18 protein-coding genes and 1 tRNA gene are annotated in these 24,661 nt (G+C 50.3%); 15 read left to right on the plus strand and 4 right to left on the minus strand.

What is annotated here, in order from left to right; all coding sequences use genetic code 11:
• The first annotated feature begins 3 nt into the window (after positions 1-3).
• On the plus strand, positions 4-411 hold the full coding sequence (locus AAA857_RS04175) for a hypothetical protein (protein ID WP_338173430.1): 408 nt from the start codon (positions 4-6) through the stop codon (positions 409-411).
• Here the strand turns inward: AAA857_RS04175 and AAA857_RS04180 are convergent.
• The gene (locus AAA857_RS04180; RefSeq protein WP_338173432.1) at positions 408-992 is read right to left on the minus strand and encodes a hypothetical protein; all 585 of its coding nucleotides are present in this window, start codon (positions 990-992) and stop codon (positions 408-410) included. The genes AAA857_RS04175 and AAA857_RS04180 overlap by 4 nt on opposite strands.
• Before the next feature lie 56 nt (positions 993-1,048).
• Positions 1,049-1,555 carry a PUA domain-containing protein gene (locus AAA857_RS04185; RefSeq protein WP_338173433.1) on the minus strand — a complete coding sequence of 169 codons (507 nt, stop codon included), beginning with the start codon at positions 1,553-1,555 and terminating at the stop codon, positions 1,049-1,051.
• Between the two features lie 76 nt (positions 1,556-1,631).
• Here AAA857_RS04185 and AAA857_RS04190 point away from each other — a divergent pair, with 76 nt between their 5' ends.
• From AAA857_RS04190 to AAA857_RS04205, 4 genes are all read left to right on the plus strand, one after another.
• A complete protein-coding gene (locus AAA857_RS04190; protein WP_338173435.1) occupies positions 1,632-2,240 on the plus strand; it encodes a fumarylacetoacetate hydrolase family protein in 609 nt (202 codons plus the stop codon).
• A 53-nt stretch (positions 2,241-2,293) separates the two neighbouring features.
• On the plus strand, positions 2,294-2,674 hold the full coding sequence (locus tag AAA857_RS04195) for a 30S ribosomal protein S8e (RefSeq protein ID WP_338173437.1): 381 nt from the start codon (positions 2,294-2,296) through the stop codon (positions 2,672-2,674).
• 55 nt (positions 2,675-2,729) lie between these two features.
• A complete protein-coding gene (locus tag AAA857_RS04200; RefSeq protein WP_338173439.1) occupies positions 2,730-3,176 on the plus strand; it encodes a signal recognition particle subunit SRP19/SEC65 family protein in 447 nt (148 codons plus the stop codon).
• A 62-nt stretch (positions 3,177-3,238) separates the two neighbouring features.
• Complete coding sequence (locus AAA857_RS04205; protein WP_338173441.1) at positions 3,239-3,748, plus strand: plastocyanin/azurin family copper-binding protein; 510 nt, start codon at positions 3,239-3,241, stop codon at positions 3,746-3,748.
• Here the strand turns inward: AAA857_RS04205 and AAA857_RS04210 are convergent.
• Complete coding sequence (locus tag AAA857_RS04210; protein ID WP_338173443.1) at positions 3,742-4,812, minus strand: branched-chain amino acid aminotransferase; 1,071 nt, start codon at positions 4,810-4,812, stop codon at positions 3,742-3,744. The two genes, AAA857_RS04205 and AAA857_RS04210, sit on opposite strands and share 7 nt — an antisense overlap.
• Positions 4,813-4,919: 107 nt before the next feature.
• Between AAA857_RS04210 and AAA857_RS04215 the strand changes: the two genes are divergently transcribed.
• The 5 genes from AAA857_RS04215 (at position 4,920) to rpsJ (ending at position 12,092) form a co-directional block, all read left to right on the plus strand.
• Entirely contained in the window at positions 4,920-7,604 is a 2,685-nt protein-coding gene (locus tag AAA857_RS04215; RefSeq protein ID WP_338173445.1) for a DNA polymerase domain-containing protein, read from the plus strand.
• Between the two features lie 52 nt (positions 7,605-7,656).
• Positions 7,657-8,850 (plus strand): PKD domain-containing protein, encoded by a 1,194-nt coding sequence (locus AAA857_RS04220; RefSeq protein WP_338173447.1) that lies wholly within the window; start codon positions 7,657-7,659, stop codon positions 8,848-8,850.
• Positions 8,851-8,870: 20 nt separating this feature from the next.
• Positions 8,871-10,322 (plus strand): pyruvate kinase, encoded by a 1,452-nt coding sequence (gene pyk, locus AAA857_RS04225; RefSeq protein WP_338173449.1) that lies wholly within the window; start codon positions 8,871-8,873, stop codon positions 10,320-10,322.
• A 108-nt stretch (positions 10,323-10,430) separates the two neighbouring features.
• Positions 10,431-11,720: a translation elongation factor EF-1 subunit alpha gene (tuf, locus tag AAA857_RS04230; RefSeq protein WP_338173451.1), complete on the plus strand. Its 1,290-nt coding sequence runs from the start codon at positions 10,431-10,433 to the stop codon at positions 11,718-11,720.
• Between the two features lie 42 nt (positions 11,721-11,762).
• Complete coding sequence (gene rpsJ / locus AAA857_RS04235; RefSeq protein ID WP_338173453.1) at positions 11,763-12,092, plus strand: 30S ribosomal protein S10; 330 nt, start codon at positions 11,763-11,765, stop codon at positions 12,090-12,092.
• Between the two features lie 64 nt (positions 12,093-12,156).
• Here the strand turns inward: rpsJ and AAA857_RS04240 are convergent, their stop codons facing one another.
• Positions 12,157-13,170: a hypothetical protein gene (locus AAA857_RS04240; RefSeq protein WP_338173455.1), complete on the minus strand. Its 1,014-nt coding sequence runs from the start codon at positions 13,168-13,170 to the stop codon at positions 12,157-12,159.
• A 186-nt stretch (positions 13,171-13,356) separates the two neighbouring features.
• Here AAA857_RS04240 and AAA857_RS04245 point away from each other — a divergent pair, with 186 nt between their 5' ends.
• The 5 genes from AAA857_RS04245 to AAA857_RS04265 all read left to right on the plus strand — a co-directional run bounded on the left by AAA857_RS04245 (position 13,357) and on the right by AAA857_RS04265 (position 24,615).
• The gene (locus AAA857_RS04245; protein WP_338173457.1) at positions 13,357-19,668 is read left to right on the plus strand and encodes a hypothetical protein; all 6,312 of its coding nucleotides are present in this window, start codon (positions 13,357-13,359) and stop codon (positions 19,666-19,668) included.
• A gap of 33 nt (positions 19,669-19,701) precedes the next feature.
• A tRNA-Leu gene (locus AAA857_RS04250) sits at positions 19,702-19,783 on the plus strand.
• A gap of 68 nt (positions 19,784-19,851) precedes the next feature.
• Positions 19,852-21,684: a hypothetical protein gene (locus AAA857_RS04255; RefSeq protein ID WP_338173459.1), complete on the plus strand. Its 1,833-nt coding sequence runs from the start codon at positions 19,852-19,854 to the stop codon at positions 21,682-21,684.
• 46 nt (positions 21,685-21,730) lie between these two features.
• Positions 21,731-22,243 carry a GNAT family N-acetyltransferase gene (locus AAA857_RS04260; RefSeq protein WP_338173461.1) on the plus strand — a complete coding sequence of 171 codons (513 nt, stop codon included), beginning with the start codon at positions 21,731-21,733 and terminating at the stop codon, positions 22,241-22,243.
• A gap of 137 nt (positions 22,244-22,380) precedes the next feature.
• Entirely contained in the window at positions 22,381-24,615 is a 2,235-nt protein-coding gene (locus tag AAA857_RS04265; protein ID WP_338173463.1) for an ABC transporter substrate-binding protein, read from the plus strand.
• Positions 24,616-24,661: the final 46 nt, after the last annotated feature.

The raw sequence follows: 24,661 nt of genomic DNA on the forward strand, positions 1-24,661 counted from the left end.
TTCATGCCAAAGGAAACTGAAGACGGGCGCGGACTGGACCACCTCATGGAACAAAACGAGGCCGAATTGAGTTTTCTTTCGGCGTACGGGGGCGTTGATTCCGCAAAGGGAGAAGACGGACAAGCCATTCTCGAGGCGCTTATGAGATTCATGCGAGCGGGTGGTTTGACCTGTGACTTGGTGGAGAATGAAGTACACTTTGATTTTGGAACAGCAAGGGCTGAACCGGACGGTTGCACCGTGACCTGTAAAGGGACCCATTTGCCCTTGGTTTCCAGTGATCTTCACTGCCCTGGTTTTCACAACGGTAAACTCAGTAAAAAACGTGACAAGGTCAGTGTGCGTTTTACTTCTTGGACCCAAGAACACCGTCGTTTCTTAGAACGCTTGGTAGAACATCACCGTTGTTAATTTATTTTGGTTCTTCGTGCGATCATAAGGCCCGCAGCACCAACGGTTGCGGCCATCAATGAAACTCCGACGAAGGGGAGGAATCCCTCTTCTTCAGCAGGAATGTCACATCCGTTGCCCGTTGCATGAATGCCTCCATACGCTCCGTCAGTGAAATAGCAGGTTGACCAGGTCTTGTACCAGTCTCCATCGGGGAATACATCGGTTGAATCATCAGCGTAGGTTGCTTTGACTCGCCAGTTAACGTAGCTGTGGTCGCTAGGAGGCGTTAATGTCAGGCTGTAAGTTCCGTCTTCGGCCGCCACTTCGTGATTGACGGGTGGGTCGCAGATTCCGGTGTTAATACAGATTTGAGTGGTTAGGGTAAGTGTTGTCCCATTTTCTGAAGCGTCACCATCAACGGCCACGGTTAATTTCCACTTTTCCCCGTCTTGAGAAGGTGTGGTTCGCTCTTCGACGGTAAAGGGGACGTCCTCTGTGGGATTCGCATCTTGGCCGTCGTCTCCTCCAGCTGCCGCTCCGTTTGGAAGAAGAGCGATGAAAAGCAACAAACAGATTGCACTTACGATAGCCTTCCCCATGGTCCCTTTCACCCCGTCCTCGTTTTTTTAAGTTACTAAGGGAAACCCGTGAGACCCTATTCCATTTCCCAGAGTTCGTCGCCAACCCAATGGACGGTTTTTATGCCCTTTCCCTTGGTTTCAGACACCAATCCCTCGTTGGACATGCAGGCCCAACCAAGGGCAAGGGGGCGTTTGTGCTTCATGTCTCGAATCCACACCAAATCACCCTCTTCTACACTTTCTTCAGCGCCATGAATGCCGGCCACCATGCAGTCGGCTCCATTCATGAGAAACGGAATCGCACCGTGGTCAACTTCAACCCATTTGTTTGCGTCCTGATGGCCCAGGAATCCTCGGAGTGTGAGGAAGACACATCGGTCGTTATTATCATCTGTCAGCTCGATCACGATGGGAGTTTTATTGACAAAAACCATGGTCCATGGGCCGTATTCTGCCATTTCAAGAAATCCACCTTCCACGTTGAGGTCAACGGCCAAGTCTTGCTCCAATTGCTTCAGGAGAGGAGCGATGTTTTTGCGACGAACAGGTCTGCGTTTTTTCATCGTCCAATCGTTGGTCATGTTCCGTTCTCGGGGTGACCGGTTATCATTCTTCGTCCATAGGGAATTTGATGGGGAGCCAGTCCTTGGGGCGGTTATGGCCCTATGGTGTACCATCCGAACGTTTGCAAAACATGCACTTGAACTAGGCAACCAACCCCTTGCTGAACCCATCTTTTTCATCAAACCCGACCAATGTCTCCACGAAACAGGGCCCTTGCCCGTAAGTCAACATCCCGGAGAAATGCACCATGAAGTTGAATGCGTTGTGAAGATTGGTGCAAATGGAGAACCGGTTGCGCTCGCAGTTGGCCTTGACCTCACCGACCGACCAGCCCAAAGCAAATTACGTGCAAAACAATGGCCTTGGGCCAAAGGAAAGTGTTTCCGTTCAAGCGCTGTCATTGGTCAATGGCATCAATGGAATTCAACTTGGGAAGCGATCAATCTCGAACAGACAGGTCTACGTTTAGAACTCACTGTGAATGGCGATCTTCGCCAATCTGCCTTCTTGTCTGAAATGTCCGTTCCAATTCATCACCAAATGGCCTCACTTTCCGAGTGGGCTCCCGTTCAAGAAAATGATGTTCTGTTTACGGGAACTCCTTCTGGAGTGGCTCAATTGGTGCCCGGTGATGCTCTTATTGGCAGGTTAATTGGTCCGCAAGACGTCGTTTTATCCGAAATCACGATGCGCTGTGAGTGAGGGTTGATTTCATATAGCCCGTGCTGGTCGGTGGCTTCGCAGGAAGTATCCCTATGGCGCAATGGCACGGAATTTCACGACGCAAACCGTCCGGCGGACGCAAGGTACAAGCACGCGGTAAGCGTTCAACTGAAATCTCAACAGAGAAGCAATTCGCTCTCGTTGGCGAACCCAAGCGAAAGATCTACCGAAAGACCGGTGGAAACTCCATGGTTCGTGTCATGGCTGCAAATCAAGTCAGCATCAGCGACTCCAAGACTGGAAAGACCTTCCTTGGTACCATTCACAGCGTGATTGAAAACGCCTCCGACCCCAACTATGTTCGTCGTAACATTTTGGTCAAGGGCGCTGTTATTGAAACCGATAAAGGAACAGTAAAGATCACCTCTCGACCAGGAAAAGACGGCGTTATCAACGGCGTTTTGATTGAGTGAATACCACCGACGGCCTCAAGTGCACTGGGGCATAACCCCTACATGAGGCGATACGATGGACCATAACCCCGACCGATTGTGCGTTTGGCCTGGTTATTTTGACATGAAAATCTCTCGACGCAACGGCCGTCGTGTTCCAAAGGATTCTTCGGTCCTAAAGCCAGATTTGGAAGGCTTGTTTATGGCTGCCCGACAGGTAGGCCTCAAGAAAATCAAGCGAGAAGAGCATACATCACATCCAAGTCGCCCTCACGGGAAGGAAGGAAGATTGTGGGTCTCTGCCTCAGGAGCCAAGTCAAGCATTGGGGCCGTTTCAAAAGAAGAATTGTTGCAACTCATCGGAGGCCAATGGCGACAAATGCAACGAGACCAGCGAAACCAAGCTGAAAAACAGGCGTCACAAGGTCCACAAACCGGCGACCGCAGAGCCCGTTCACAACGAAAAAGCCCAAAAAAACAAACTTCGGGTGGATTCAAAAAGCGTTCGAAATTCAAGAAATGAACCGGATTTCAGCGGGGTTCTTGTAAACATGGTTTGATAACCAAACGGGTTGAGAAATTAACATGCGAAGAACAGTTTCCTTAGCCCTCGTCTTGTTTCTGTGCTCAATGGGGCTCCAAGGAGACCTCACTCCGATGGTTCAAGAAGAAGAGCCTCAAGACGTTATCATCACTGTCGACAGCACAAATCTACGATTTTCTCCCTCTTCAGTCACCGTTACTGAAGGCGATACCGTGCGTTTCTTTTGGGACGGGCAAGCCTTGCCGCACAATGCAGTTGAGGCGAATGAACTCTTTGACTCCGGTGAACCTCAGAGGGATGTTGATTATTCCTTTACCTTCGAGGTCGGCATGAACGGGACCTATGATTTTGTTTGTGAACCTCACGCTGCGTTTGGGATGGTTGGGCAAATTATTGTTGAACCTGCACCCCCATCCACGGAAGGAAACACGACCAATGAATCCGACACCAATGCAACAATGATGGATGATGAAAGCCTTCCATCGCTATCTGCAGCCTTGACCTTTGTTGCAATTGCTGCAAGTGTTATCGCTGCCCGTCGACGTTACTGAGGCAATTCGTGCAACCATCCGAAGACGTCTTCCTCGGTTTCGTTTTGAATTCCAGTCAGTGCATCGTACAGTTGAGTGGTTACTTTACCGGGCAGCCCCTCTCCGTAAACGCGCTTTTCATTGCCGTGTGTAATGCTCCCGATGGGCGAAATGACTGCGGCAGTACCGCAGCAAAAGGCTTCATCTGCCTCCATGGCGAAGTCGGCAGTTACCTTTGTTTCGTGGACTTTGTAACCGAAATGGCGTGCAAGTTGAACGATCGAGTCACGGGTGATTCCAGGAAGAATCGTACCCGTTAATTCAGGAGTGTAAATGACGTCATCTTTGATGCAGAAAAAGTTGGCAGCTCCGACTTCTTCAATGCAGGTGTGTGTTTCTGCATCAAGGTAAATCACTTCAGCATACCCGTCTGCTTTTGCCTCTTTGCTTGGTTTCATTCCAGGGGCGTAGTTCCCAATGGCCTTGACACCGCCAGAGCCTCCCGGTGCAGCACGATGGTGCCGTTCGGAGATGAGGAGGTCAATCGCATTGACTCCGCCCTTGAAGTACGGGCCAACAGGGGTGACATAAATCAAAAACGTGTAGGATGGTGCAGGGGCGACTCCCAAAATCGGACCGCTGCCCATGAGAAGAGGTCGCACATACATGGCCCCCTTGCCGGATGGAGGGACCCAATTGATGTTGGCTGCAACAACCTGTTCAGCAGCATCGATGAAAACCGATTCAGGAACGGGCGGCATCTTCAGGCGGTCTGCGCCTCGTTGCATACGACGTGCATTTTCTTCAGGCCTGAAAAACACGATGCGACCCTTTGAGGTTCGAAACGCCTTCATTCCTTCGAACAAACCCTGGCCGTAATTGAGAACGCCTGCAGCAGGAGACATAGGAATGTCTCCATAGGGTTGTAACCGCCCCGGCATCCAAGGTGCATCCCCTTCGATTTCAGTGATGTACATCGTCTCAGTGGGAGTAAGGGAAAAAGTAAGGCTATCCCAATCAAATGATTCATTCATGGCCTTTCCCTCGCTGGTAGACAGAGCCACGCTCCGTGGGCTTTCAAGCATTCCTCTCGGTAGAGTTGGCTCCAAAACTTGTTCTTGCTCTGCTTTCGTAAAACTCTACGGATGGGTTCTAATGGGGTCGGCGAGTAAGCATGCTGCGGGGCAGTATTATGGACGGCAGGATGGGCGTAGTGACCGGACGATACCGGTCCTACGAACGGCCCACTGCGGATGGAAAAGCCCCTCATACAATATTGGAATTATTCGGGCGGATGGACGATGGGCGCTCCATCTGTTTGCTCGCTAAGGGCCAACGTCCAACCTTTGAGATTGCGCCCATTGGACCGTGGGACATCGATGAAGAAATCCCACCGTTTTTGGCCGACCGGATCAAATCCCTCATGAACATGGAACACGTGGTTGGAATAGAAGGCCCCGTTGTCAAGTTGACCGAATTAGGAGATCGCCCTGTCTGGACCGTTGAAGTCGAGCAACCGTTTCATGTTCCTTCGCTACGGAAACAGTTGCGTTCTCAATCATGGCGAATATTTTCAGGTGACATTCCGTTTGTCAACCGCCTCTTTCTCGATGGTGATTTGGGCGTCCACATCGGGTTCAAAGGGGACCTTCTTGACGAGAAGGACGGACCAGATGACGGAGAGAAACGGGTTCTGGAGGCAGGTGGTGCAGGCCGCTATCCAGTTGATGTTACCGTAGTTTGTCATGTTGACGACCTTGTAGCAAGCGAGCCGTTCCAAGTTCCTTTTCGTATGTTCTCGTTTGATTTAGAAACAAGCATCGAACATGAAACTGTTTTGTGCGCTGCAGCCTGGATTGAAGATCTTGCAACCGGGGAACGGAAATCGTTTTCTTATCGCGGCGATGAAGCAACCATTCTTCGAGAACTCACTGCCTTGGTGAGGGAGCACGACCCAGATATCATCACGGGTTACAACATTGACAACTTTGACCTTCCAAGGCTTGCGGACCGGACGGCGGCGTTGACGAAGAAAAAAGACTGGAAGGCACAATCACAACTGTTGGGTTGGGGGCGCACGCCCGTTCTTGAATCTGAAATGAAACGCAATCGGGATGCTTTGGTGCCCAAGCGCCAAACCAATCGGGCTTGGAATATAGCCGGACGGGCTGTTATGGATGCGTGGTGGCAAGCACGACAAGCGCTCAAGCCGCGCCGAGAAACGCTTTCCTTTGTAGCAACCTTACTGTTTCCGGATGATGAAGGCAAACATAAGATGGACGTCGATGCATCAAATATGGACCATGAATGGGCCACCCGGCCCGATGAAGTCATGGAATATTGCATTAGGGACGCAGAATTGCCCTTGGATATTTTGCAAGCGATTCAAGCAGTGCGACGCAAAGAAGCGGTTGCATCTGTTGCGAAGGTACCGTTTGAAACAGCGGCAAACGGTAGCACGAGTCAGTTGATTGATTCCTTAGTTATCCGTTTGGCGGACTCGAAAAATGTCGCAGTCCCACTCACCGGTTCTGCGGAAGCAAAAGAGGGGCAGATCACTGGAGGTTATGTTCACGATGTTGAAGCAGGGCTCCACCCTTGGATTGCCGTATTGGATTTCAAGAGCATGTATCCGTCCATTATGATCGGCCATAACATCTGCTATACCACTCGAGTGGACCCGGGTCAACCCGACCAACCTTTGGAAGGTGAAGAGGTTCATACAGCACCGACTGGCGCGGTTTTTCGCCACCAAACCTCTCGAAAAGGGCTGGTTCCCGAATTATTGGAAATGCTCATGGCCAAACGGGACCAACACAAGGCTGCTCTCAAACTTTCAAAATCCACCGGTGACCAAGGTTCAGTTGAATTTCATGACGCCATGCAATATGCGGTTAAGATTCTCATGAACTCGTTTTACGGAGTTTTTGCCAGCGGCTTTTACCGTTTCACCCATCGAGACCTTGGTTCTTCAATTACAGCCTGGGCGCGACAGAACATCAAGACGATCATCGCTGCTCTGGATGACGAAGGTCACGGCGTGGTATATTCGGACACCGACTCAATCTTTGTTCGTAGCCCGGTGGGTCAAGATGCTCCGAGCTATTTATCGGAGGATGACCTTGCAGCAATCGACCGTAGCGACTCCGAAGGGCTGGCCAAACAAGCCAAGTTCCAAGAGGCGTTGGACGGCATGGTCTCTTTCGGTCAACACATTGCTCAGCGCTTCAGTAAGGCTTCTGCAGTGTTGGAATTCGAACGCGGATTGTCTGTGTTTTTCAGCCATGGTGCCAAGAAGCGATACATCGGCCAAGTGGTTTGGCCGACCAATGAAATGCTGGTAAGGGGTTATGAAACACAGCGTACTGACTCATTTGCCTATCTCACTGCCACCATGAAGGAGATCTTCTCCTACGCTCTTGCTGACCAGGGCGAGGCCCTCGTAGACTATGCTTTGAGCCGTGTTCAGGCGTTGAAGAACAAGGAAGTTGAAGCCAGTGAATTGATCCTCGCAAAATCGTGTAAAGGAAAGATCGTACGTACTCCTGTCAAAAATATTGGTGATGTTGATTTCACCAAAGATTACGTTAATCCGAACAGCATGGCCCAAGTCCGAGTTGCCCAACAACGAATCAAGAGCGGTTTGGGCTTCACTTCAGGAATGAAAGTATCCTACGTCGTTGTCAATGCGAACCATCGCCCAATGAACGTTGTTCCTTGGTACGAAGCGGAAGAAGACGGCGGTATTTCCGATTATGATGGTCAGTTTTATGCAGAACGATTGGCAACAGCAGTTGGGAGAATAACGGAGGTCTTTGGCTGGAATGCAAAAGACCTCTACACCGGCAACCGACAAACCTCGCTGTTTTCGTTTTAGATTCAACCAACTCATGGAAGCCCTTTTCATGAACATACCGTTACCACAAGGCATGGGAAGTATGCTGAAGCCCTTGTTGCTCTCAACCTTGATGCTGTGTTCAGCGTTGTCCGGTTGCATCTTTGAAGACGATGGTTCGTCCTCGAATGAGGACCTGCTTGCGGTATTTTCAGTTTCCAAAACAAGCAATGTGAGGGTTGGGGACGCCGTCACATTTGACGGTTCGAGTTCAACCCCAAGCGACGGTTCCTTGACCTACCGTTGGAATTTTGACAGCGTCGGTTCTAACGACATTGATGCAACAGGACGTACCGCAACATGGTCATTTACCGAAGCAGGCACCTATGAGGTCAGTTTGGAAATCTCCGATGGAACACGTACATCCGAACAAATTAGAACCGTAACCGTGGTGGAAGCGGGGGCTGTAGAGCCCATCGCAACCATCGTCCAATATTCTGACGATGAAGATTGTGAGGACGATTCCATAAGTGAAGAGCAAGACATCGTTCTCTGGATCTGTGCGCGTGAGAAAACCAACACGGACCGCTCGGTTTCTGAAACAATGACCGTTTCTCTTGATGCGTCACCTTCTGAATCCGGAGACTCTTCTCAATACATTACTGAATGGTTTTGGGATTTGGACCTTAACGAAGACAAGGATAATGATGGAGACAGTGAAAACGACGATGACCTTTCAGGTGAAACAGTGGAATGGAAGGACGTTCAACCCGGCGAATACGAAGTCGGCTTGACCGTCACCAACAACGTCGGAATGACCGATAGCGCAACCATCGATGTCTTCGTAAACTATGCAGGATACTGGGAGGATTTTGAAATCGGAGGGAACACATCAAACAGTGCAGTTGAACTGGACTTTGACGTTGTCATTCACTACGATAAAGAAAGTGGAAATACCATTCGAAAACTTACATCGGAACTCACCTACCCTAAAGAGGACGATGATTGGATCCCAGGAGCCGGTTCAGCCAACAACAACAAAATTGACATTTACGCCTACAATGAAGAGGGTGATGAAGCTCAAAATACCAGCGAAACTGCTGATGAGTCCCGCGATTTTGGTGATTGCGATGACGAACAATATTGTGTTGAACTTAAGATGTCATCATACATGTTCACAGAAGGTGAAACAACCTATGGAGACGGTGAATGGACATTGAGTGTTCACAATGAACGCCCGAACGATATCAAGGTTGACCTGTTTGTTATACGCCTCTATTACAAGTGAACTAGGGAGGGTTGTTCAACATGCGCCGCACTCGTATTATCGCCACCATTGGGCCGGCAAGCGAAGAGCGTTCGTTGTTGACACAACTCATGGAATCGGGCGTTGACGTATGCCGTCTCAATTATTCTCATGGTGAACCCGAATCCAAGACAGAACTTTACCAGCGAATCCGCTCAATTGAGGATGAACTGGGCCGCCCTACCTGTATTCTTGCCGACCTGCCGGGACCTAAACTCCGCTTGGGCTCGTTCCCAGGAGTGGTAATGCTGGAGGCTGGCTCAACGGTAGAATTGGTTTGCGGCTTGAATGAAATGGAGTCGACCGATGGAAGTTCACTTCCGGTTCAGTACGGGGGCCTCTCGGCAGAACTCAAACCCAACGACCCGATATTGATTGCAGACGGGCTCATTCGCATGGTGGTCGTTCAGACGCCTGGAACTCCAAATTCCACGGTGACGTGCCGCGTAGAAGATGGCGGACCGGTTAGCAGCCGCAAAGGAGTCAACGTCCCTGGTACCCTGGTAGAACTACCAGCCATTGGTCCAAAAGACGAGAAAGCTATGGCCCATGCTCTTGAACAAGGTGCAGATTACATCGCAGTGAGTTACGTCAGGACTGCGGAGGATTTGATTCCCGCAAAGAATGCCGTGAAAGCGGCATCCATGCACGTCCCCATCATCGCAAAAATCGAACATCCATCGGCGTTGGTCAATCTTGACTCAATCCTTGATGTGGCTGACGCGGTCATGGTCGCTCGTGGCGATTTGGGTGTTGAGATCCCTCTTGAGGACGTGCCAATGGCGCAACAGACCATTATTGACAAAGCCCTTGAACGGGGTATGCCGGTCATCGTAGCAACTCAGATGCTGGATTCCATGACCCTTCAACCTCGTCCGACACGCGCTGAGGTGAGTGATGTATCTACTGCGATTCGCCATGGAGCAACCGGCGTCATGTTATCGGGAGAGACAGCATCTGGAATATACCCGCTTGAAACGGTGAAAACGATGGCTAAGATTGCTTATGCAACCGAACAAGGTCTTGCATCACACGACCAGCGTCCAAATGCACTCGCTCGATTCCGTTCCACCCGTGCCGTTGCGCATGCGGGCGTTGAACTCGCAAAGGAAGCTGGCGCAACCCGAATTGTTGTTGCTACCGAGCACGGTAATGCACCGCGTTTGGTTTCCGGTTACCGGCCAGACATCCCAGTCACTGCCGTCAGCGACCGGTTGCGTGCGCTCCGGAGAACTTGCTTGTTGCCTGGCGTGGATTCGGTTTTGGTGAAAGAACACGAACGAGGGTCGCAAACGATGAAAGAAGCCGTTCGGTTGTTATCGCTCCAAGGCCGAATCGGTCCAGGAGAACGAGTTGTCACCATATCTGGTAGCCCCCTCGCTATGCGTGGAGCAACCAGCACACTCAGATTGTATCGTATTGACGAGAATGGCGAAATCGTAGGTTCACAGTGACTTGGGACTGCTTTATTCCACAACTTGAAGAGAATTCGGGAAAATTGAACGCGTCGCGGCTTTCATATAGGGGTTGCTTTTCGGAAGGCTTGCTAAGGAGCGATTACCATGCCATCACAATGGGAAGACAGAAGCAAGCCACACCGTAACATCGTATTTATTGGTCACGTCGACCACGGAAAGTCCACAACCGTTGGACGTCTCCTCCTCGACTCTGGTCACATTGAAGGCCACGTTATCGAAAAGAACGAAAAACTCGCTGCAGAAGCTGGTAAGGCCGGTTTCGGACTTGCATACGTTATGGACGGACTTAAGGAAGAGCGAGAGCGTGGAATTACCATCGACGTCGCTCACAAGGAATTCTTTACTCCTGACTTTTACTGGACCATCATCGATGCTCCTGGTCACCGAGATTTCGTCAAGAACATGATCACCGGTGCCTCCCAAGCAGATACCGCTGTTTTGCTCTGTGCAGCAAACGACGGTGTTAACGCTCAAACCAAGGAACACGCTTTCCTTGCTAAGGTTCTCGGAGTTAAGGGACTTATCGTTCACGTCAACAAGATGGATATTTCCGGTGTTGACTGGGCAGAAGAAAAGTACACCAAGGCCTGTGGAGAAGTCTCCCAGCTCCTTAAGATGGCTGGATTCAAGCCTGACGACGTCCCAATGATTCCTGCATCCTCTCTTAACGGCGACAACGTCTACAACAAGTCTGACAAGTGCTCATGGTACAAGGGACCAACTCTCTTTGAAGCCATCAACGCTACTCCAATGCCAAGCAAGCCTCTTGACAAGCCTCTCCGTTTGCCTATCCAAGATGTGTACAAGATTTCCGGTATCGGAACTGTGCCTGTTGGTAAGATTGAAACCGGTACACTAAACGTTGGAAAGAACATCGTGTTCAACCCATCGCAAAAGTCCGGTGAAGTGAAGTCCATTGAAATGCACCACACCATGGTCGAAAAGGCCGAACCTGGTGACAACGTTGGATTCAACGTCCGTGGACTTGCTGCAACCGACATCCGCCGTGGTGACGTTGCTGGATACTCCGACAGCGAACCTACGTTCGTTCGTCACGATGAGACCTTCGTCGGTCAAATCCAACTTATGGACATTCCAAAGGCTGTCTCCGTTGGATACTGCCCAGTGTTCCACGCTCACACCGCACAAGTTGCTGTGAAGTTCATGGAACTTCTTGAGAAGACCAACAAGGCTGGAAAGGAAGCTAACCCTTCCTTCCTCAAGACCGGTGACGCATGCCTCATCCGCTTCCAACCCACCAAGCCAATGGCTATCGAGCAAATGGACAAGTTCCCAGAACTTTCCCGCTTCGCTATCCGTGACATGGGTAAGACCGTCGCCGCAGGTGTCTGTCTGAAGATCGATAAGAAGTGAGCATTGCTCGAGCAATGATTGTTGATTCAAGGAGGGGAGAGCATGGCCGCAGTGACTGTTATCAAATTAACCGGTGAAAACCACAAAGATCTCGATTCGGTTGCAGGCCAAATCAAAACCATCTGTGATACAGGCGGAATTACCCTTCGTGGGCCAATTCCCCTGCCCACACGTCGTCTCGTAGTCCCTGTTCGCAAGGCTCCAGACGGTGAAGGCAGTGAAACCTACGATCACTGGGAACTTCGCGTACACAAGCGACTTCTTGAAATGGACATCTCGACCGGTAAGGACGAAAATGCCCTTCGCCTGGTTACAAAGATTCCAATCCCTGACACCGTGAGCATTGAAATTTCAATGCGCTCCGTCAACTGAGTCTCAACTTGCTTCTCATCTGAGAACGACATAAGTTTGTTTTTGACAACTTTAGGTTGTAAAATCAAAGCTCTGCTTGCTCTGCAACGCCGGCATCCATCAACCATGTTGCCGTTGGTGTGTCAAGGAAGTGAATGTCTCCGCCTTCTAGACTGAGTTCCTCTCCGTCTTCGGTTACTATCGGCTCAGGCAGGGATTCAAGGATTCGAACCCGAACAAGTTCGTCCTGAACTGAAGTATTTTCTTCATTGGGCTCATTGACTTCTACTTGAGCATCCATTGGAGGCTCATCAATGATGGCGATTGGTTCACTTGATGGAGCAAGTTCCATTGCTGCACCGTGCTTTCCAGCAACAGGGATTGAAGCGAGAGGCAGAGGGATTGGTTCAGAATGTGTTGGGTCTTCCAAAAGGTAGGCTTCTTCGTCATGCCATTCAACTTCATCAAGGAGTCGGTCTTCTTCATCAGTTTCAGGTTCTCCTAGCGGAGGGAGGTCATCCTCAAAAGCCAAATCTGGAGGGGGTTGCGATGTTAGTCCTTCGGAACCAGCCTCCAAAAAAGCGTCAAGTTGCATGGTTCCGGGGGCGTGAGTCATGGGCCCTCGGTCGATTTCACCCACGATGCCTTGCTGCATACCCTGCCAGTCGATCTCTTTCTTGAAACGGTCAACGTTGAGTATTAGGGCGTGATAAAATGCCTTTTCAGCCGGATCGTGTCGCTGCCAGTCAATTGCAGGCAACTCCTGGACCATTCCGGGGTTCATCGCACCTCGAAGGGACTGACTGGCTGCGTGTTGCATCATGGCTACCATTCGCTTTCGAGCAAGTTCCGATGCAATTCGCCGAATGTTCGTTTGGCGTTTCTGTAAATTTTGGAGCCGCATATCAGTCGCCCCCTTTCGCATCATTTCCTGAATGTCCAAATCAAGGCTTGAGAGCAACCTTCGGATCATTTCCCAAAAGTCCTGACGGGGCAGTGGGACGGGTACATGACGGGGTAACTGCTGTCGATGAGTCGTGAAGAGTTGTTCCTCAATCTCTCGCGCTTGTGCGCTGTCGAGATCACGAATTGAGGACATCAGTCGGGTCGTGCAGGTGACTTGATTTGAACCCTTTTCTCATCCTGGTTTGGGTTGGTGCATGGTGATGCGTCAAAGACACCCCTTCATATCCAACAACCTCGTCTGTAGGAGTAAGGTGAGAATAAATTGCTGGCCAAAGTTCCGTCAAAGCGCCTGCTGCAGAAACGCAGTTCCGCATTCTTGATGGCGCTCATGATGGTCGTCACCTCCTGGACCGCAGCAGTATCCTACCCTCTTCAAGAAGAACAAAACCCCTCTATGGCGCAGACATACCTGCCTCAAGTTAATGCCACGGGTGTTTCATTGACACAAAACAACGCCCTCTCAGTCCCCTACAACGAGACGTTCCTTGGAGGAAACCTTTCAATCACTCCGGAATGGTTGGAGAATGAGGATTCATCATCCTCGTTTGGCATTGATTCTGGGAACGGGTGGAGTGGGACTCACAATGGAACTCAGGGAATTGGTCGTGGGGGGCAATTGAGCCTGGCCTCACAACAATCCATCGCCACCCTCACTAATTTTGAATCCCTTGTTGAAACAGCAGTCGGTTGGAGGGGTACGGGCCTTCATCATTCGGTGTGGGGCATTACTCAACCAGGAAGTTGGACTACAAACAGTTCTCACAACCTTCCTGTTTCAGCGCCTTCCGGTCAGAATGTCGTAGGGACCGTTCACCCTCATGACCTGCAGGCAAACATGACAGGGTGTCTCATTTCACCGTCGTATTCAATTCCTGGATTTGTAAAAGATTACACGCTTTCTATTGACCAATGGTTGGCTTTGGAGGATTCCGACGCTGCTTGGATGGAGTGGAGGTCTTCTTCCCAGAATGCATGGCAGACCCTTGTCCCAGTGGGCGGTTATAGCAACGCTTCAGGACTTTCAAATACACCCTCTCAAATTTGGTCTGGCCAGTCAAGTCAATGGCTGTCCACTCAATTTGCCCTCGATTCGATCCTACCTCACGGCGCCACAACGTTTGAATTTCGTATGTGTTTTCAGACCTCATCAACCTCTTCGCCTCGTGGAGGATGGTTTCTTGACAATATGAATCTCTCAAATGCCGGAGATTTGCCGGGCGTTTGGTTTCACGGAAACCTCACTGGCTCGTATGCATCGGACGCCTATGGAATATTGCGAGTTGGTGCAAATTTGTCAGGGATGGCGGGTCCGCTTGATTTGGAATTCTGGGCGAATTGGGACCTTGAAGGAAGTTTTAACGATAACATGCAAACCTTCCTGAGCCTCGATAACGGAACAACATGGCAGCTGCTTTCAGGCCTTCCGGGCCTTCCAGGTAACGGGTTTAACTGGCAGGGAACCTACTACATGGACGAGTCCAATCGTTGGGTGCCTCAGGTGTATTCACTTCCAGCCAATGCGTCTACTCACGTCAATGCCAGTCATGCACTTTTGGAATTCGTAGTGCTTACCAGTTCTCAGGTAGGGTTTGGTGGAAGCGGCTCATCCGGTTGGGAAGGGATCATGATCGACGATGTTTCCGTTTACAGCAACATCGGCACTCCCTTGGAGCAAAAGAGGCTCGTAGCAAATTTCTCAAACCAACCCTCCGGTACGGTCGGGAGTTCAGAGGGATGGCTCCCCCCCCCCAATGGAGACATCAACGAATGGCAGTGGACCAACCAATACGGAATGAACGGTGCTTCATTTGACTCGGACGCGTTTGAATCTTCATTGACCACCCCCTCGGGATGGTATGTTGAAGGAACTGGCGCACAAACATGGGAAATCGGTCAAACAAGAAACACATCGGGGTACGGTCCTGGAGCATTCCACTCGGGCCTCAACGGTGCAGCAATCAACCTCACAACACGTTACCAGCCCAACATTTACACACATCTGGTCAGCCCGGAATACGTCGTTCCAGAAAACGCAACGGCTCGTCTCACGTTTCGCTCGTGGATTTGCTCAGAAGCAGATTGGGACGGCGGAGCGGTATCCATTTCAACCGATGGAGGAGATTCATGGTGGTTTTTACCGGTAGATACGACCTCCTTTCATGACCAAATTTCAACCCCAAACAGCAATTCACCGTTTTTCGGAGAAGGTATCTTCGACGGTTCAAACGTGGCTGGGGGCTGCGGTGGAAACAATGCCCCCCGTGGTTTTGATTTGAAAACTAAGGACCTTTCCAATCTCTCTGGAACTACGGTGCGAGCTCGATTCTCGTTCTTTTCAGATACATATATTGAAGCCGATGGGTGGTACATTGATGACGCTGGAATCGAAGTCGACGTGTTTGAATCGGAAGGGTCTTGGACATCACCAGCGCTCTATCCCGACGAGAACTACGGTTACGGTTTGGTTGATGGATGGGCCTATGTTCCAGACGATACCGCGATGGCCATTGACGTCTTGGACGCCAGTGGGTCGGTAATTCTCGGGCATAATGACCTGGTATTGCCGTTTCATTTGGCGATTGACCCCATCGAGCACCCTGTCGTCTATCTCCGTGTCCAAATGAGCACTCTGGACGTATTGGTCACCCCCCTTATTCACAGTTTAACAGTTGGTTCTACAGTTTACATTAGTCCTCAGTACCTTCAATCACTGGCTCCTTTCCAACAATCGGTCTTGAGCAGCGAAGGGTTCCTTGAGGTTAACGGGACGTCGGGGGCTGATTTGCCCCCCGTTGCACTTTGCCCGCATTCAGGATATCGATTGACCACCTATGGGGCCAATTTGACATGGACCAATGCAAGAGCCCAACTCCTAACCTCGTCTTATACAAGCGCAGGGGGGGGCGTGAATCATCTCAACATGTCCTATCTCGGTACACCCGAACTTGTTCACTCCCTTCGGGTTGATGCGAACGGCGGAGAGGTTTTCCATCGGGCAAAGATGACACTTGATTGCGTCTCACCGCCCCGTTCGCCCCACCTTCAACTCGGCCACAACAACCTCAGTCTTTGGCAGTGGCCAGAAACAGGAGCCTCCCCTTCGTTTGGACTTAACCATCAATTTTCACACGCTCAGTATGACCAACAACAATGGCAGTGGAACGCCACTGCCCCTTCCCCCTCAGTCTCGGTCAATTCCCTGCCTTATCGGGTGAATTACACTGCAGTTGTGCCCACTACCACGGTGAATTCTTTCGTTCCAACCACTGTGTTGCACATTCTCGTTACCAACACAAGTGGAACCGTGGACTTACTGGTTAACGGGGTGATCAAAACTACGGTTTTGGGCCCAACCGGCTATATCTACACATCCAATGAAACATGTCCAAATCGAGTCGTTCAACGGTCTTATGGGGCCGGTCTTGATTTGGCCACGTGTCAACTTTCCATTCTGCTCCAAGGTCAGGGTGACTTGAAAATAATTGATTTCCAACACATGTACGATGTGCAAACTTACAACATTGAGATTCCAGGGGCACTCCTTAATCAGGCTAAACAAGCGTCGTTTATGGGTGATATGCGCGCAGTTCTTGACGTACCCCTCCATATTTCAACTCAGAGTGGCGGGATCACGCTTGACCTGCAGGCTCAGACCGCTCCGTTGATGATTGAATCAGTGGAGGAAATGGACCATACGCGCTGGCTCCCGGGTGAATCGATTACGATTGTCACCCACCATCAACGAATCAACCCCGTTGATTTAGCAGAAGATGCAGCCGACTTTGAACAGGTTGAACTTCTTCTTTCTAGAACAGACAATGCAGCAGACGCCTTCGTCCACGCCAAGGCCGAGCGGTTTGATACAACGCCTCGTTTCCTTCATCTCAACGGCATGGGCCTTGCACCGATCAACACATCAAGTTCTCAAGTCTTTTGCGACACAAATTCCTGCAGCATTACTTGGGTGTTTACCAGCACTTGGCTTCTCAACGATGTTGACGACCTTCATGTGCTGACTTATGGAACCGACACGGATGGACTGCAAACAGGTCCAGCAATTTCGGTGAGAAAAACCAATTTCAATGAAGTTGAAAATGATATGGAAATCGTTCAATTTGAAGTCACAGACGACCTTTCAAGGCGATTGGATGATTGGACCAACCCCCTTTGGCCATTCCATCTATCAAGTAACCGTTCAATGATTGCAGAAGGCCGTGTTCGTATGGAGGGAATCTCTAACGAATGGATTTCTGAAGGTGATGCTGAAATTCAGATTAACATTCACACAGTCCCCCCTAGGAACGAATCGGGCGGTCCAGATGAATGGCCGGGTTCAGCGGTTAATTGGTCTCAAAGTTGGACGACCGAAGTGGGCCTTGATGGACGGTTTTCTCTTCCACTCATCTCTCCACAGTTGTCGGATGAGGTGCCTAGCAATACGTGGCTCCAAATACAACCAACAATTTCCAGGCCGGGTCCTCTGAGTGCCTCTTTATCCACGAGCGAAGACAGAACGGTCATCATCACGCCGGTCCGGTTCCTCTTTGATATCGTATCTCCAACGGTGACATCACTGACGGTTTTGGATTCGGGAGAAGAAGTTCTTGCTGACGGACACGTTTGGACGAATGGACAAGACATTCCACTCCGTCTCAATATCATGGACATTGAGGGTGTCTCACCTCAGCTAAGTATCTTCTCTTGGATGGAGGCGCGGGACGATTCTAACAATGATGGTGTGATGGACCAAAGTGAATACAAACAAGAAAACGTGAGCCTCAACCTCGGTAGTACAGAGTTAGAAGTTGATTTACCGCTTCTTTCATGGACAGATGCAGTTGGCTTCGCAAGCAATACAGGTCGCGTTAGTATCGTTTTAGAAAGCGAGGATTTAGGCGGAAACTCCCTTCGAGGTGGAGGCTCATTTGGTGAAGCGAATGACCTTGCTACATTTACGGTGCAAATGCGTTACGATACGCTTCTAAGCATAGAGAGCATCGACATGGACCTTGTCAACAACTCACTTTTAGCCGGCAAAGAACATACGTTTTCGTTTGATATTTCGGACGGTAACGGTTTGAATTCTCTTGAAAGCATCCGGTTTGCATTGCTGGGAAGAGATCAACCCGACGACTGTAACGTCCATTACGGGCCTCGCTTTGGAGAAGTCATCTTCGATGAAACCTGTTTCCTGGGGGCGCCTGCAGTGTCGGTTACGCAGCGTCCCCTCACATCCATGTTCCAAATCCAAATCAAGTTCCGTTTGGAATGGAACGCAACCTTTGATTTGATGGATGAAGGAGGGACTCCTTCTCTCAAAATCTTTGATGAGGGCAATGACCTAGGGTTGGGCTTGTCCAAAATTAACCGCCTCTCATGGGTGCCTTCCAACGCCCTTGATATGCGCTGGATCAACATCAGTGACACGACTCAACCTCTTGGTTCAAACAACGAAACGACCTATTGGTTCCATCGCAATGACCGAGTCCACCACGAAATTGGCCTTTTCCATGCAGGCACCGACCATCTTGCCGAATTCCTTCCTGAGCAGGGTCAGTTAACCTGGCAGTTGACTGACGGTGAACGGAAAGAATCGGGCAACATCACCCATTCAAGCGACGGGTTGTTTGTCTTTGATGTCATCATGAACGAGAATACATTGTATCATGATTATGGGGGGTTACAGGTTGATGTTCTCGGATTTTCAGGATATAACTTAACATCATTAGAATACGAAGTTGTTGTTGATGATCTCGCCCCACAACTTACGCTCGCGCCCGGTTCGCTTCAAGGGATTGCTTCTGATTCACTTCAAGCAGTACCGTTGATGCTGATGGTGAGTGATGATACACACATGCCTCCTGAGCCGTTGATTCTCCACCACGTGTTTTACCGAATGGGCGAGGAAGTTGAGGGGTCAAAAGGGCAGACCTTGGTTCCGTTGAACCTTTCATTGAATACGAAATTCATCTACGAGTCAACTTTGAACCTCGAACCGAACGGTGTTGAACTTCAACGCAGTGATTTACTTGTTGTTTGGTTTGAAGGCTCAGACCGTTCAGGTCGACCGCTGGTGGGATTAGGCACTTCTGGCGACCCACTTCGAATTGGAGTCACGTGGGTCGCGTTTGAGCCGACATTTACCGATATCTCAGCCCTTCCGTTCCGACCATCAGTCGGAGAAAATATCTCGGTTTTCGTGCGAATTGCAAACGCTGGATTGCTGGACGGTAATTTGACGGTCCATCTACGGGATGATGAAGGAGTTCTCCTTCAAACAGAAACACTCTCACTCTCACGAGGTGAATGGTCAAACTATGTTTGGGAAGTTGAGGCATGGAAAACCGGACGGCTTGGTTTGACGGTAGAGATTGAAAACATGACGCCAAGAATCCCAGTTCCGTTGGCTGATATTAGGAGTGGCGATCCCGACGACGCTCAAGGGGAAATGGCCTTGCTCAGTCTGTCCTTGCTCTCGGTAGTCTTGGCTGGAATGGTGCTGTTTATTGCACGGCAGAGATGGGAAGAACGGGAGGAAGTGTATCAACGAGCAAAAATACGACGTATTGTTTTTGGAACGCGCCCCCCGCCTCGACCACCAGAACTCATGGACACCTCCCAAGAGGAATAGTCAAGAAGAGAAGGCATCAGCCCGAACCAAGAAGCCGGGGTACCCGAGTGGTCAAAGGGGGTGGATTCAAGCTCCTCTGCATATTGCTTCGCAGGTTCGAATCCTGCCCCCGGCACCTTTTTTCTTCTTCAATTGCACCGCAGAAGGGAATTCTGTTAAAAACGAAGGTTCGTATTGATTAACATGGCCACGAAGCATGACGTTACAGACTTGGACCAAGGTTTGTTCAAGTTCCCACTTCCTACATGGAGAGGCCTCATTGGATATTTGATTGCATTAAGCATGTTTGTGAGTGCTTTTACTATGTATTCTTCCGGCCAGTCCATTCCAGACATTCCTCAATTATCTGAGGCCGACCGGCTGGATGAACTCGGGGACATTGATTCCTACAACTTTCAATCCCTTCAAGATGGATATGAGCAACCTCATTATCAAAGCAACAAAGCAGCCTTTGTGTTGATCCCATTGGAATTGGAAGAAGGCATAATCGGCACAGAAGGATGTTATGAAAGCGAAGATGAGGATGGCAATGTGGATATCAATTATGGTTACGAATTAAGCCAAAGGTCTATTGTTACATTTAGGGATCAGGCGGGCAACTCCATTACAACATCATTTGATCGATCAGGAACGTTGGACCCAGAGGGTGATTTTATCCAACCAGGGTGCAACCAGGCATGGGAAGATGATGTCAGAGGCTACGGGCGAGACAGCAGCGAAAATCGGATGTTGATGACGTACATGCTGGTTCAAAACGAACCAAACGAATATTATCAACTCTTATCGTTCGCAGAAATCAAGGGTTTCAACGATGAGGGAAGCCCACCCGAAATTACACAACGTGAAGATGCAGGACGCTTCGCTCTCCTCGCCAGTGGAATAGGGGGCTTAATTTTCATGTACAGCACCCCTTCGCCCCTTAGTTATGACCTGAGGAGAATCCGAAAGAGAAATCAAACCGATGCCAAAGAGTCAGCATCTGCAGTGGGTGTCCTTGGGTTGGAAGGCAGGCAGTTCCAACACTGCGGACCCAACGGCGAGGTAATCGGGCCTGCAAAACAACCGCTTCGCCAAGCGTTTGACGACTGGCTGTTTGGATGCCCTCCGCTTCCTGCATCGTACGCCAACGTTTTCGCTCAAGACGGAGATGGTTCACTTATCCCGGAGCACCCTCAACGTATCGGAACACCACGCCCCGCCATGTTGACGCCTTACAGTCTAGGAGCCATTACCTTCGCAGTGTCGTTCATATGGTTGTCTTCGGACCTTCGTGCTCGAGACGGCTCTGATTTTCATACAATGATTGGGTTCCTTATGACGTTCTTTGTCACGATCGTTAACATTCTATGGTTTTTCAGTGCATACAGGCAAGCGAAGTTATCCCAGACCATCAACGACCTCCCAACAAGTCCAATTCGGAGTGTTGCGGTTGGCCAAGCTGAGGTCGTTGGTCAAGTACGTCCTTCCAGTGCTGGAACGCCAGCATTTACTGTTGGAGGCGAAGAGATGCAGGGGACTGTACTTTGGACCTGGTCCTCATTCAAGTATGTCTGTCGGCAAACAGACGATGGCCAAGAATGCGGTTGGGAACATCGTGAAACCCAAAACGGTGGTGTTCCATTTGTTTTGCACGATGGTACGGGGGGCATGATCATTGACCCAAGCCTATGGCAGGCGAAAAATAAAACATCAAACCTTGGCGCAAACATTGCTGAATGGGAGAAAGGGAAATGGAAGTGGACCGTCAGTGCTATTGGCGTAGGTGACCCCCTGTATGTTCTGGGTGATTGTGTTCCGAGGACGCGAGAGCATCTTGATGCTTGGGGTGGAGATGAGACAGAGGGCAGTGCGCTGATTACTATGGTTCCATCCTCTGAAACAGGCGAGGGGTCCATCATGAGCTTGGGTACCGAATTGGATGTAGTTGCTAAGCGCAGGTCCAGATTTGAGATGCTCATTGTCCCTATCATCGTGTTCATATTTGGAATTTTTATGTTCTTGGATTACAAACCGTGAATGGTTGCTCTGAAAAGTTGAAATGCCCATTCGAGGAGGGGAGTTCATGGAGATTCTTCAGAGTGAGTTGGGCGACCTTGAAGCAATTCTCTCGCTCTACGATGCGGCGACGGCATTGCAGCAGTCCAAAGGTACGGTTCAATGGCCTAAAATCAGCCCAGAACTCGTTGAAGCAGAGATTCGCGAGGGCCGTCAATGGAAACTTTTGATCGATGGAGGACTCGCATGCGTTTGGGTTGTTGCCTATGATGATGAACTCATTTGGGGGCCGACAGAACCGTCTCTCTTTCTCCACCGAATCGCCAACCATCCAATGCAACGTGGAAACGCTTTGGTTGGCCTAGTGGTTGAATGGGCCAAAACCCAATGTGTTGAGAATAACCTTCGATTCATACGCCTTGATACGGTAGGTTACAATCCTGGACTTATTCGTCTGTACACGAGTCATGGGTTCTCCTCTTTGGAGCCGGTAACAATTGCTGACCCCACGAATCTGCCGGCACACTATGCAGAAGATGCTGCTTATTTGTTTGAAATCGACCTCCACACAACCGATTAAATCCTGCTAGAATCGTGATTGATTTGCCTTGGGTCGGCGACCTACAGCCAATAAATCGGCGATAGCCATATAACACCAAGAACCTTCCGAAAGGCAAGGAAGGAAGAACAATGAACAATAAATTGCTAACCACACTAATGGCTTTAGCTTTTATGACCGCTGCCCTAGCAGGTTGTACAAGCAACGATGAAGACGATTCTGACAATGATTCGTCTGACGAAACAGACGTCGTCGCAAACGTCGTCAAGATTGGGTTCCTCAACCCAGCAACTGGACCCTTGGCTCAAGATGCGGCTGGGTTTGAGTACGGTGCACTTCAAGCCGTTATCGACTTGAACGCAGCACAAAACACAACCACCTTTGAAGCGGTTGTTGCTGATTCCGGCTGTGACGGTACCACCGGTGCCGCAGCCGCTCAAACATTGGCTGATGCAGGAGTTGTCGCTGTCGCAGGAGCTGCGTGCTCTGGCGCATCAATGGCTGCTAACGCCGTTCTTTCCGCTGCAGGAATCCCAATGATTTCCTACGCATCCACCAACCCAAGCCTCAGCAACGCTACGGCTTACCCTGACTTTTTCCGTGTTGTCCCTAGTGACTCCATCCAAGGACCTGCAGCAGCAGCAATGATGGCCATTTTGGATGCAGAATCACCAGCAATCCTCCACATGACCAACGATTACGGCTCAGGATTCGCTGACGCTATCGAAGGCGCATGGGACGGCGATGTCTGTGCTAAGATCGGCTACGCTGAAACCGCTACAGACATTTCCTCTGAAGTCGCTCAAATTGCTAGCGCAGGCTGCGACTCGGTGTTCATGGTTTCCTACGTTACCGACGCCGCTCTCATCCTCAATGAAGTCGCAACACAAGGGCTCGACATCATGCTCTTCTCCGGCGATGGACCAGCAGGCGAAGGACTTCTTGAAGAACTCAGCGACGACAGCGTTGCAGACGGTTTAACCGTGACCACGCCTCGTGCTGGCTCTTCCTTTGGTGATTTTGAAGCACGATACGTTGCAGCAGACATCCCAAGTATCAAGCAATACGTCTTGACTTCCTACGATGCCGTTACCATCATCGGTGAAGCATACAACTTGAACGCAACCGACATGAGTGGCTCAATCTCAACCGTCGGAACTGCTTTCGAGGGTGCAAGCGGCCTTCACACCTTCCTTGACAACGGCGACGTTGGTGGCGCAGGTTACGATATCTGTGACTACTACGCAGACGGTGCCTCCGATGGAGAGTACGAATGTGTTGCATACTGGACTGTCGCAGACGGCGTTGTGATCCCTGATGAAATCATCAAACTTGGATTCATGAACCCGCTAACTGGACCTCTAGCACAAGATGCTGCTGGTTTCCAGTTCGGTGCTCAACAAGCGATTGTTGACCTGAACGCCATGTACGAAGACTTCGGGGTTGAATTCCAACTTGTTGAAGTCGACTCTGGCTGTGACGGCACCGCCGCTGCTGCTGCTGCACAGACTTTGGTTGACTCAGGCGTTATCGCCGTTGGTGGTGCCGCATGTTCCGGTGCTACCATGGCCGCTAACGCTGTGTTGTCCGCTGCAGGAATCCCAATGATTTCCTACGCATCCACGAACCCAAGCCTCAGCAACGCTACGGCTTACCCCGACTTCTTCCGTATCGTTCCTTCTGACGCCATTCAAGGACCAGCAGCTGCTGCAATGATGGCCTCAATGAACGTTTCCAACCCTGCTATCATTCACATGACCAACGATTACGGCTCAGGATTTGCAGATGCTATCGAAGATGCATGGGACGGCGAATTGTGCCAGAAGATTGGATACGCTGAAACAGCAACCAATATTGCTTCAGAAATCACACAGATTGCTAACGCAGGCTGTGACGCTGTGTTCATGGTCTCCTACGTGACCGATGCTGCTATGATTCTTAACGAAATTTCGACCCAAGGAGTCGACATCATGCTCTTCTCTGGTGATGGACCTGCTGGTGAAGGGCTTCTTGTAGAGCTCAGCGACGACGTCGTTGCTGACGGACTCTATGTCACAACCCCACGTGCGGGAGACTCCTTCGGAGACTTTGAAGCACGCTACGATGCTTCAAACATCACTTCGATCAAGTCCTATGTCTTGACCAGTTATGACTCAATCATGATGCTCGGTCAAGCCGCTCTTACTGATGCAGACACTCCTAGCGAAGCAATCAACACAGTCGGTACAGCATACGAAGGCGCAAGTGGACTCCACACCTTCCTTGCTAACGGAGACGTTGGTGGCGACGGTTACGATATCTGTGGCTACGCTGCTTCTGACGCTGCTGATGGAACCTTCACATGTACCAAGTACTGGACGGTTGCAGGCGGGGTCGAAGATAACGCTGAGTGAACTTGTTTGCACTAATCCTTGGGGGGTTTTTACCCCAAGGATTGTT

This window comes from Candidatus Poseidonia alphae (assembly GCF_943787815.1).
GTDB lineage: Archaea > Thermoplasmatota > Poseidoniia > Poseidoniales > Poseidoniaceae > Poseidonia > Poseidonia alphae.

Coding starts and splice junctions, on each gene's coding strand:
- AAA857_RS04175 (WP_338173430.1), top strand. CDS start 4: ATGCCAAAGGAAACTGAAGACGGGCGCGGACTGGACCACCTCATGGAA.
- AAA857_RS04180 (WP_338173432.1), bottom strand. CDS start 992: ATGGGGAAGGCTATCGTAAGTGCAATCTGTTTGTTGCTTTTCATCGCT.
- AAA857_RS04185 (WP_338173433.1), bottom strand. CDS start 1,555: ATGACCAACGATTGGACGATGAAAAAACGCAGACCTGTTCGTCGCAAA.
- AAA857_RS04190 (WP_338173435.1), top strand. CDS start 1,632: ATGGCCCTATGGTGTACCATCCGAACGTTTGCAAAACATGCACTTGAA.
- AAA857_RS04195 (WP_338173437.1), top strand. CDS start 2,294: ATGGCGCAATGGCACGGAATTTCACGACGCAAACCGTCCGGCGGACGC.
- AAA857_RS04200 (WP_338173439.1), top strand. CDS start 2,730: ATGGACCATAACCCCGACCGATTGTGCGTTTGGCCTGGTTATTTTGAC.
- AAA857_RS04205 (WP_338173441.1), top strand. CDS start 3,239: ATGCGAAGAACAGTTTCCTTAGCCCTCGTCTTGTTTCTGTGCTCAATG.
- AAA857_RS04210 (WP_338173443.1), bottom strand. CDS start 4,812: ATGCTTGAAAGCCCACGGAGCGTGGCTCTGTCTACCAGCGAGGGAAAG.
- AAA857_RS04215 (WP_338173445.1), top strand. CDS start 4,920: ATGGACGGCAGGATGGGCGTAGTGACCGGACGATACCGGTCCTACGAA.
- AAA857_RS04220 (WP_338173447.1), top strand. CDS start 7,657: ATGGGAAGTATGCTGAAGCCCTTGTTGCTCTCAACCTTGATGCTGTGT.
- pyk (WP_338173449.1), top strand. CDS start 8,871: ATGCGCCGCACTCGTATTATCGCCACCATTGGGCCGGCAAGCGAAGAG.
- tuf (WP_338173451.1), top strand. CDS start 10,431: ATGCCATCACAATGGGAAGACAGAAGCAAGCCACACCGTAACATCGTA.
- rpsJ (WP_338173453.1), top strand. CDS start 11,763: ATGGCCGCAGTGACTGTTATCAAATTAACCGGTGAAAACCACAAAGAT.
- AAA857_RS04240 (WP_338173455.1), bottom strand. CDS start 13,170: ATGTCCTCAATTCGTGATCTCGACAGCGCACAAGCGCGAGAGATTGAG.
- AAA857_RS04245 (WP_338173457.1), top strand. CDS start 13,357: ATGGCGCTCATGATGGTCGTCACCTCCTGGACCGCAGCAGTATCCTAC.
- AAA857_RS04255 (WP_338173459.1), top strand. CDS start 19,852: ATGGCCACGAAGCATGACGTTACAGACTTGGACCAAGGTTTGTTCAAG.
- AAA857_RS04260 (WP_338173461.1), top strand. CDS start 21,731: ATGGAGATTCTTCAGAGTGAGTTGGGCGACCTTGAAGCAATTCTCTCG.
- AAA857_RS04265 (WP_338173463.1), top strand. CDS start 22,381: ATGGCTTTAGCTTTTATGACCGCTGCCCTAGCAGGTTGTACAAGCAAC.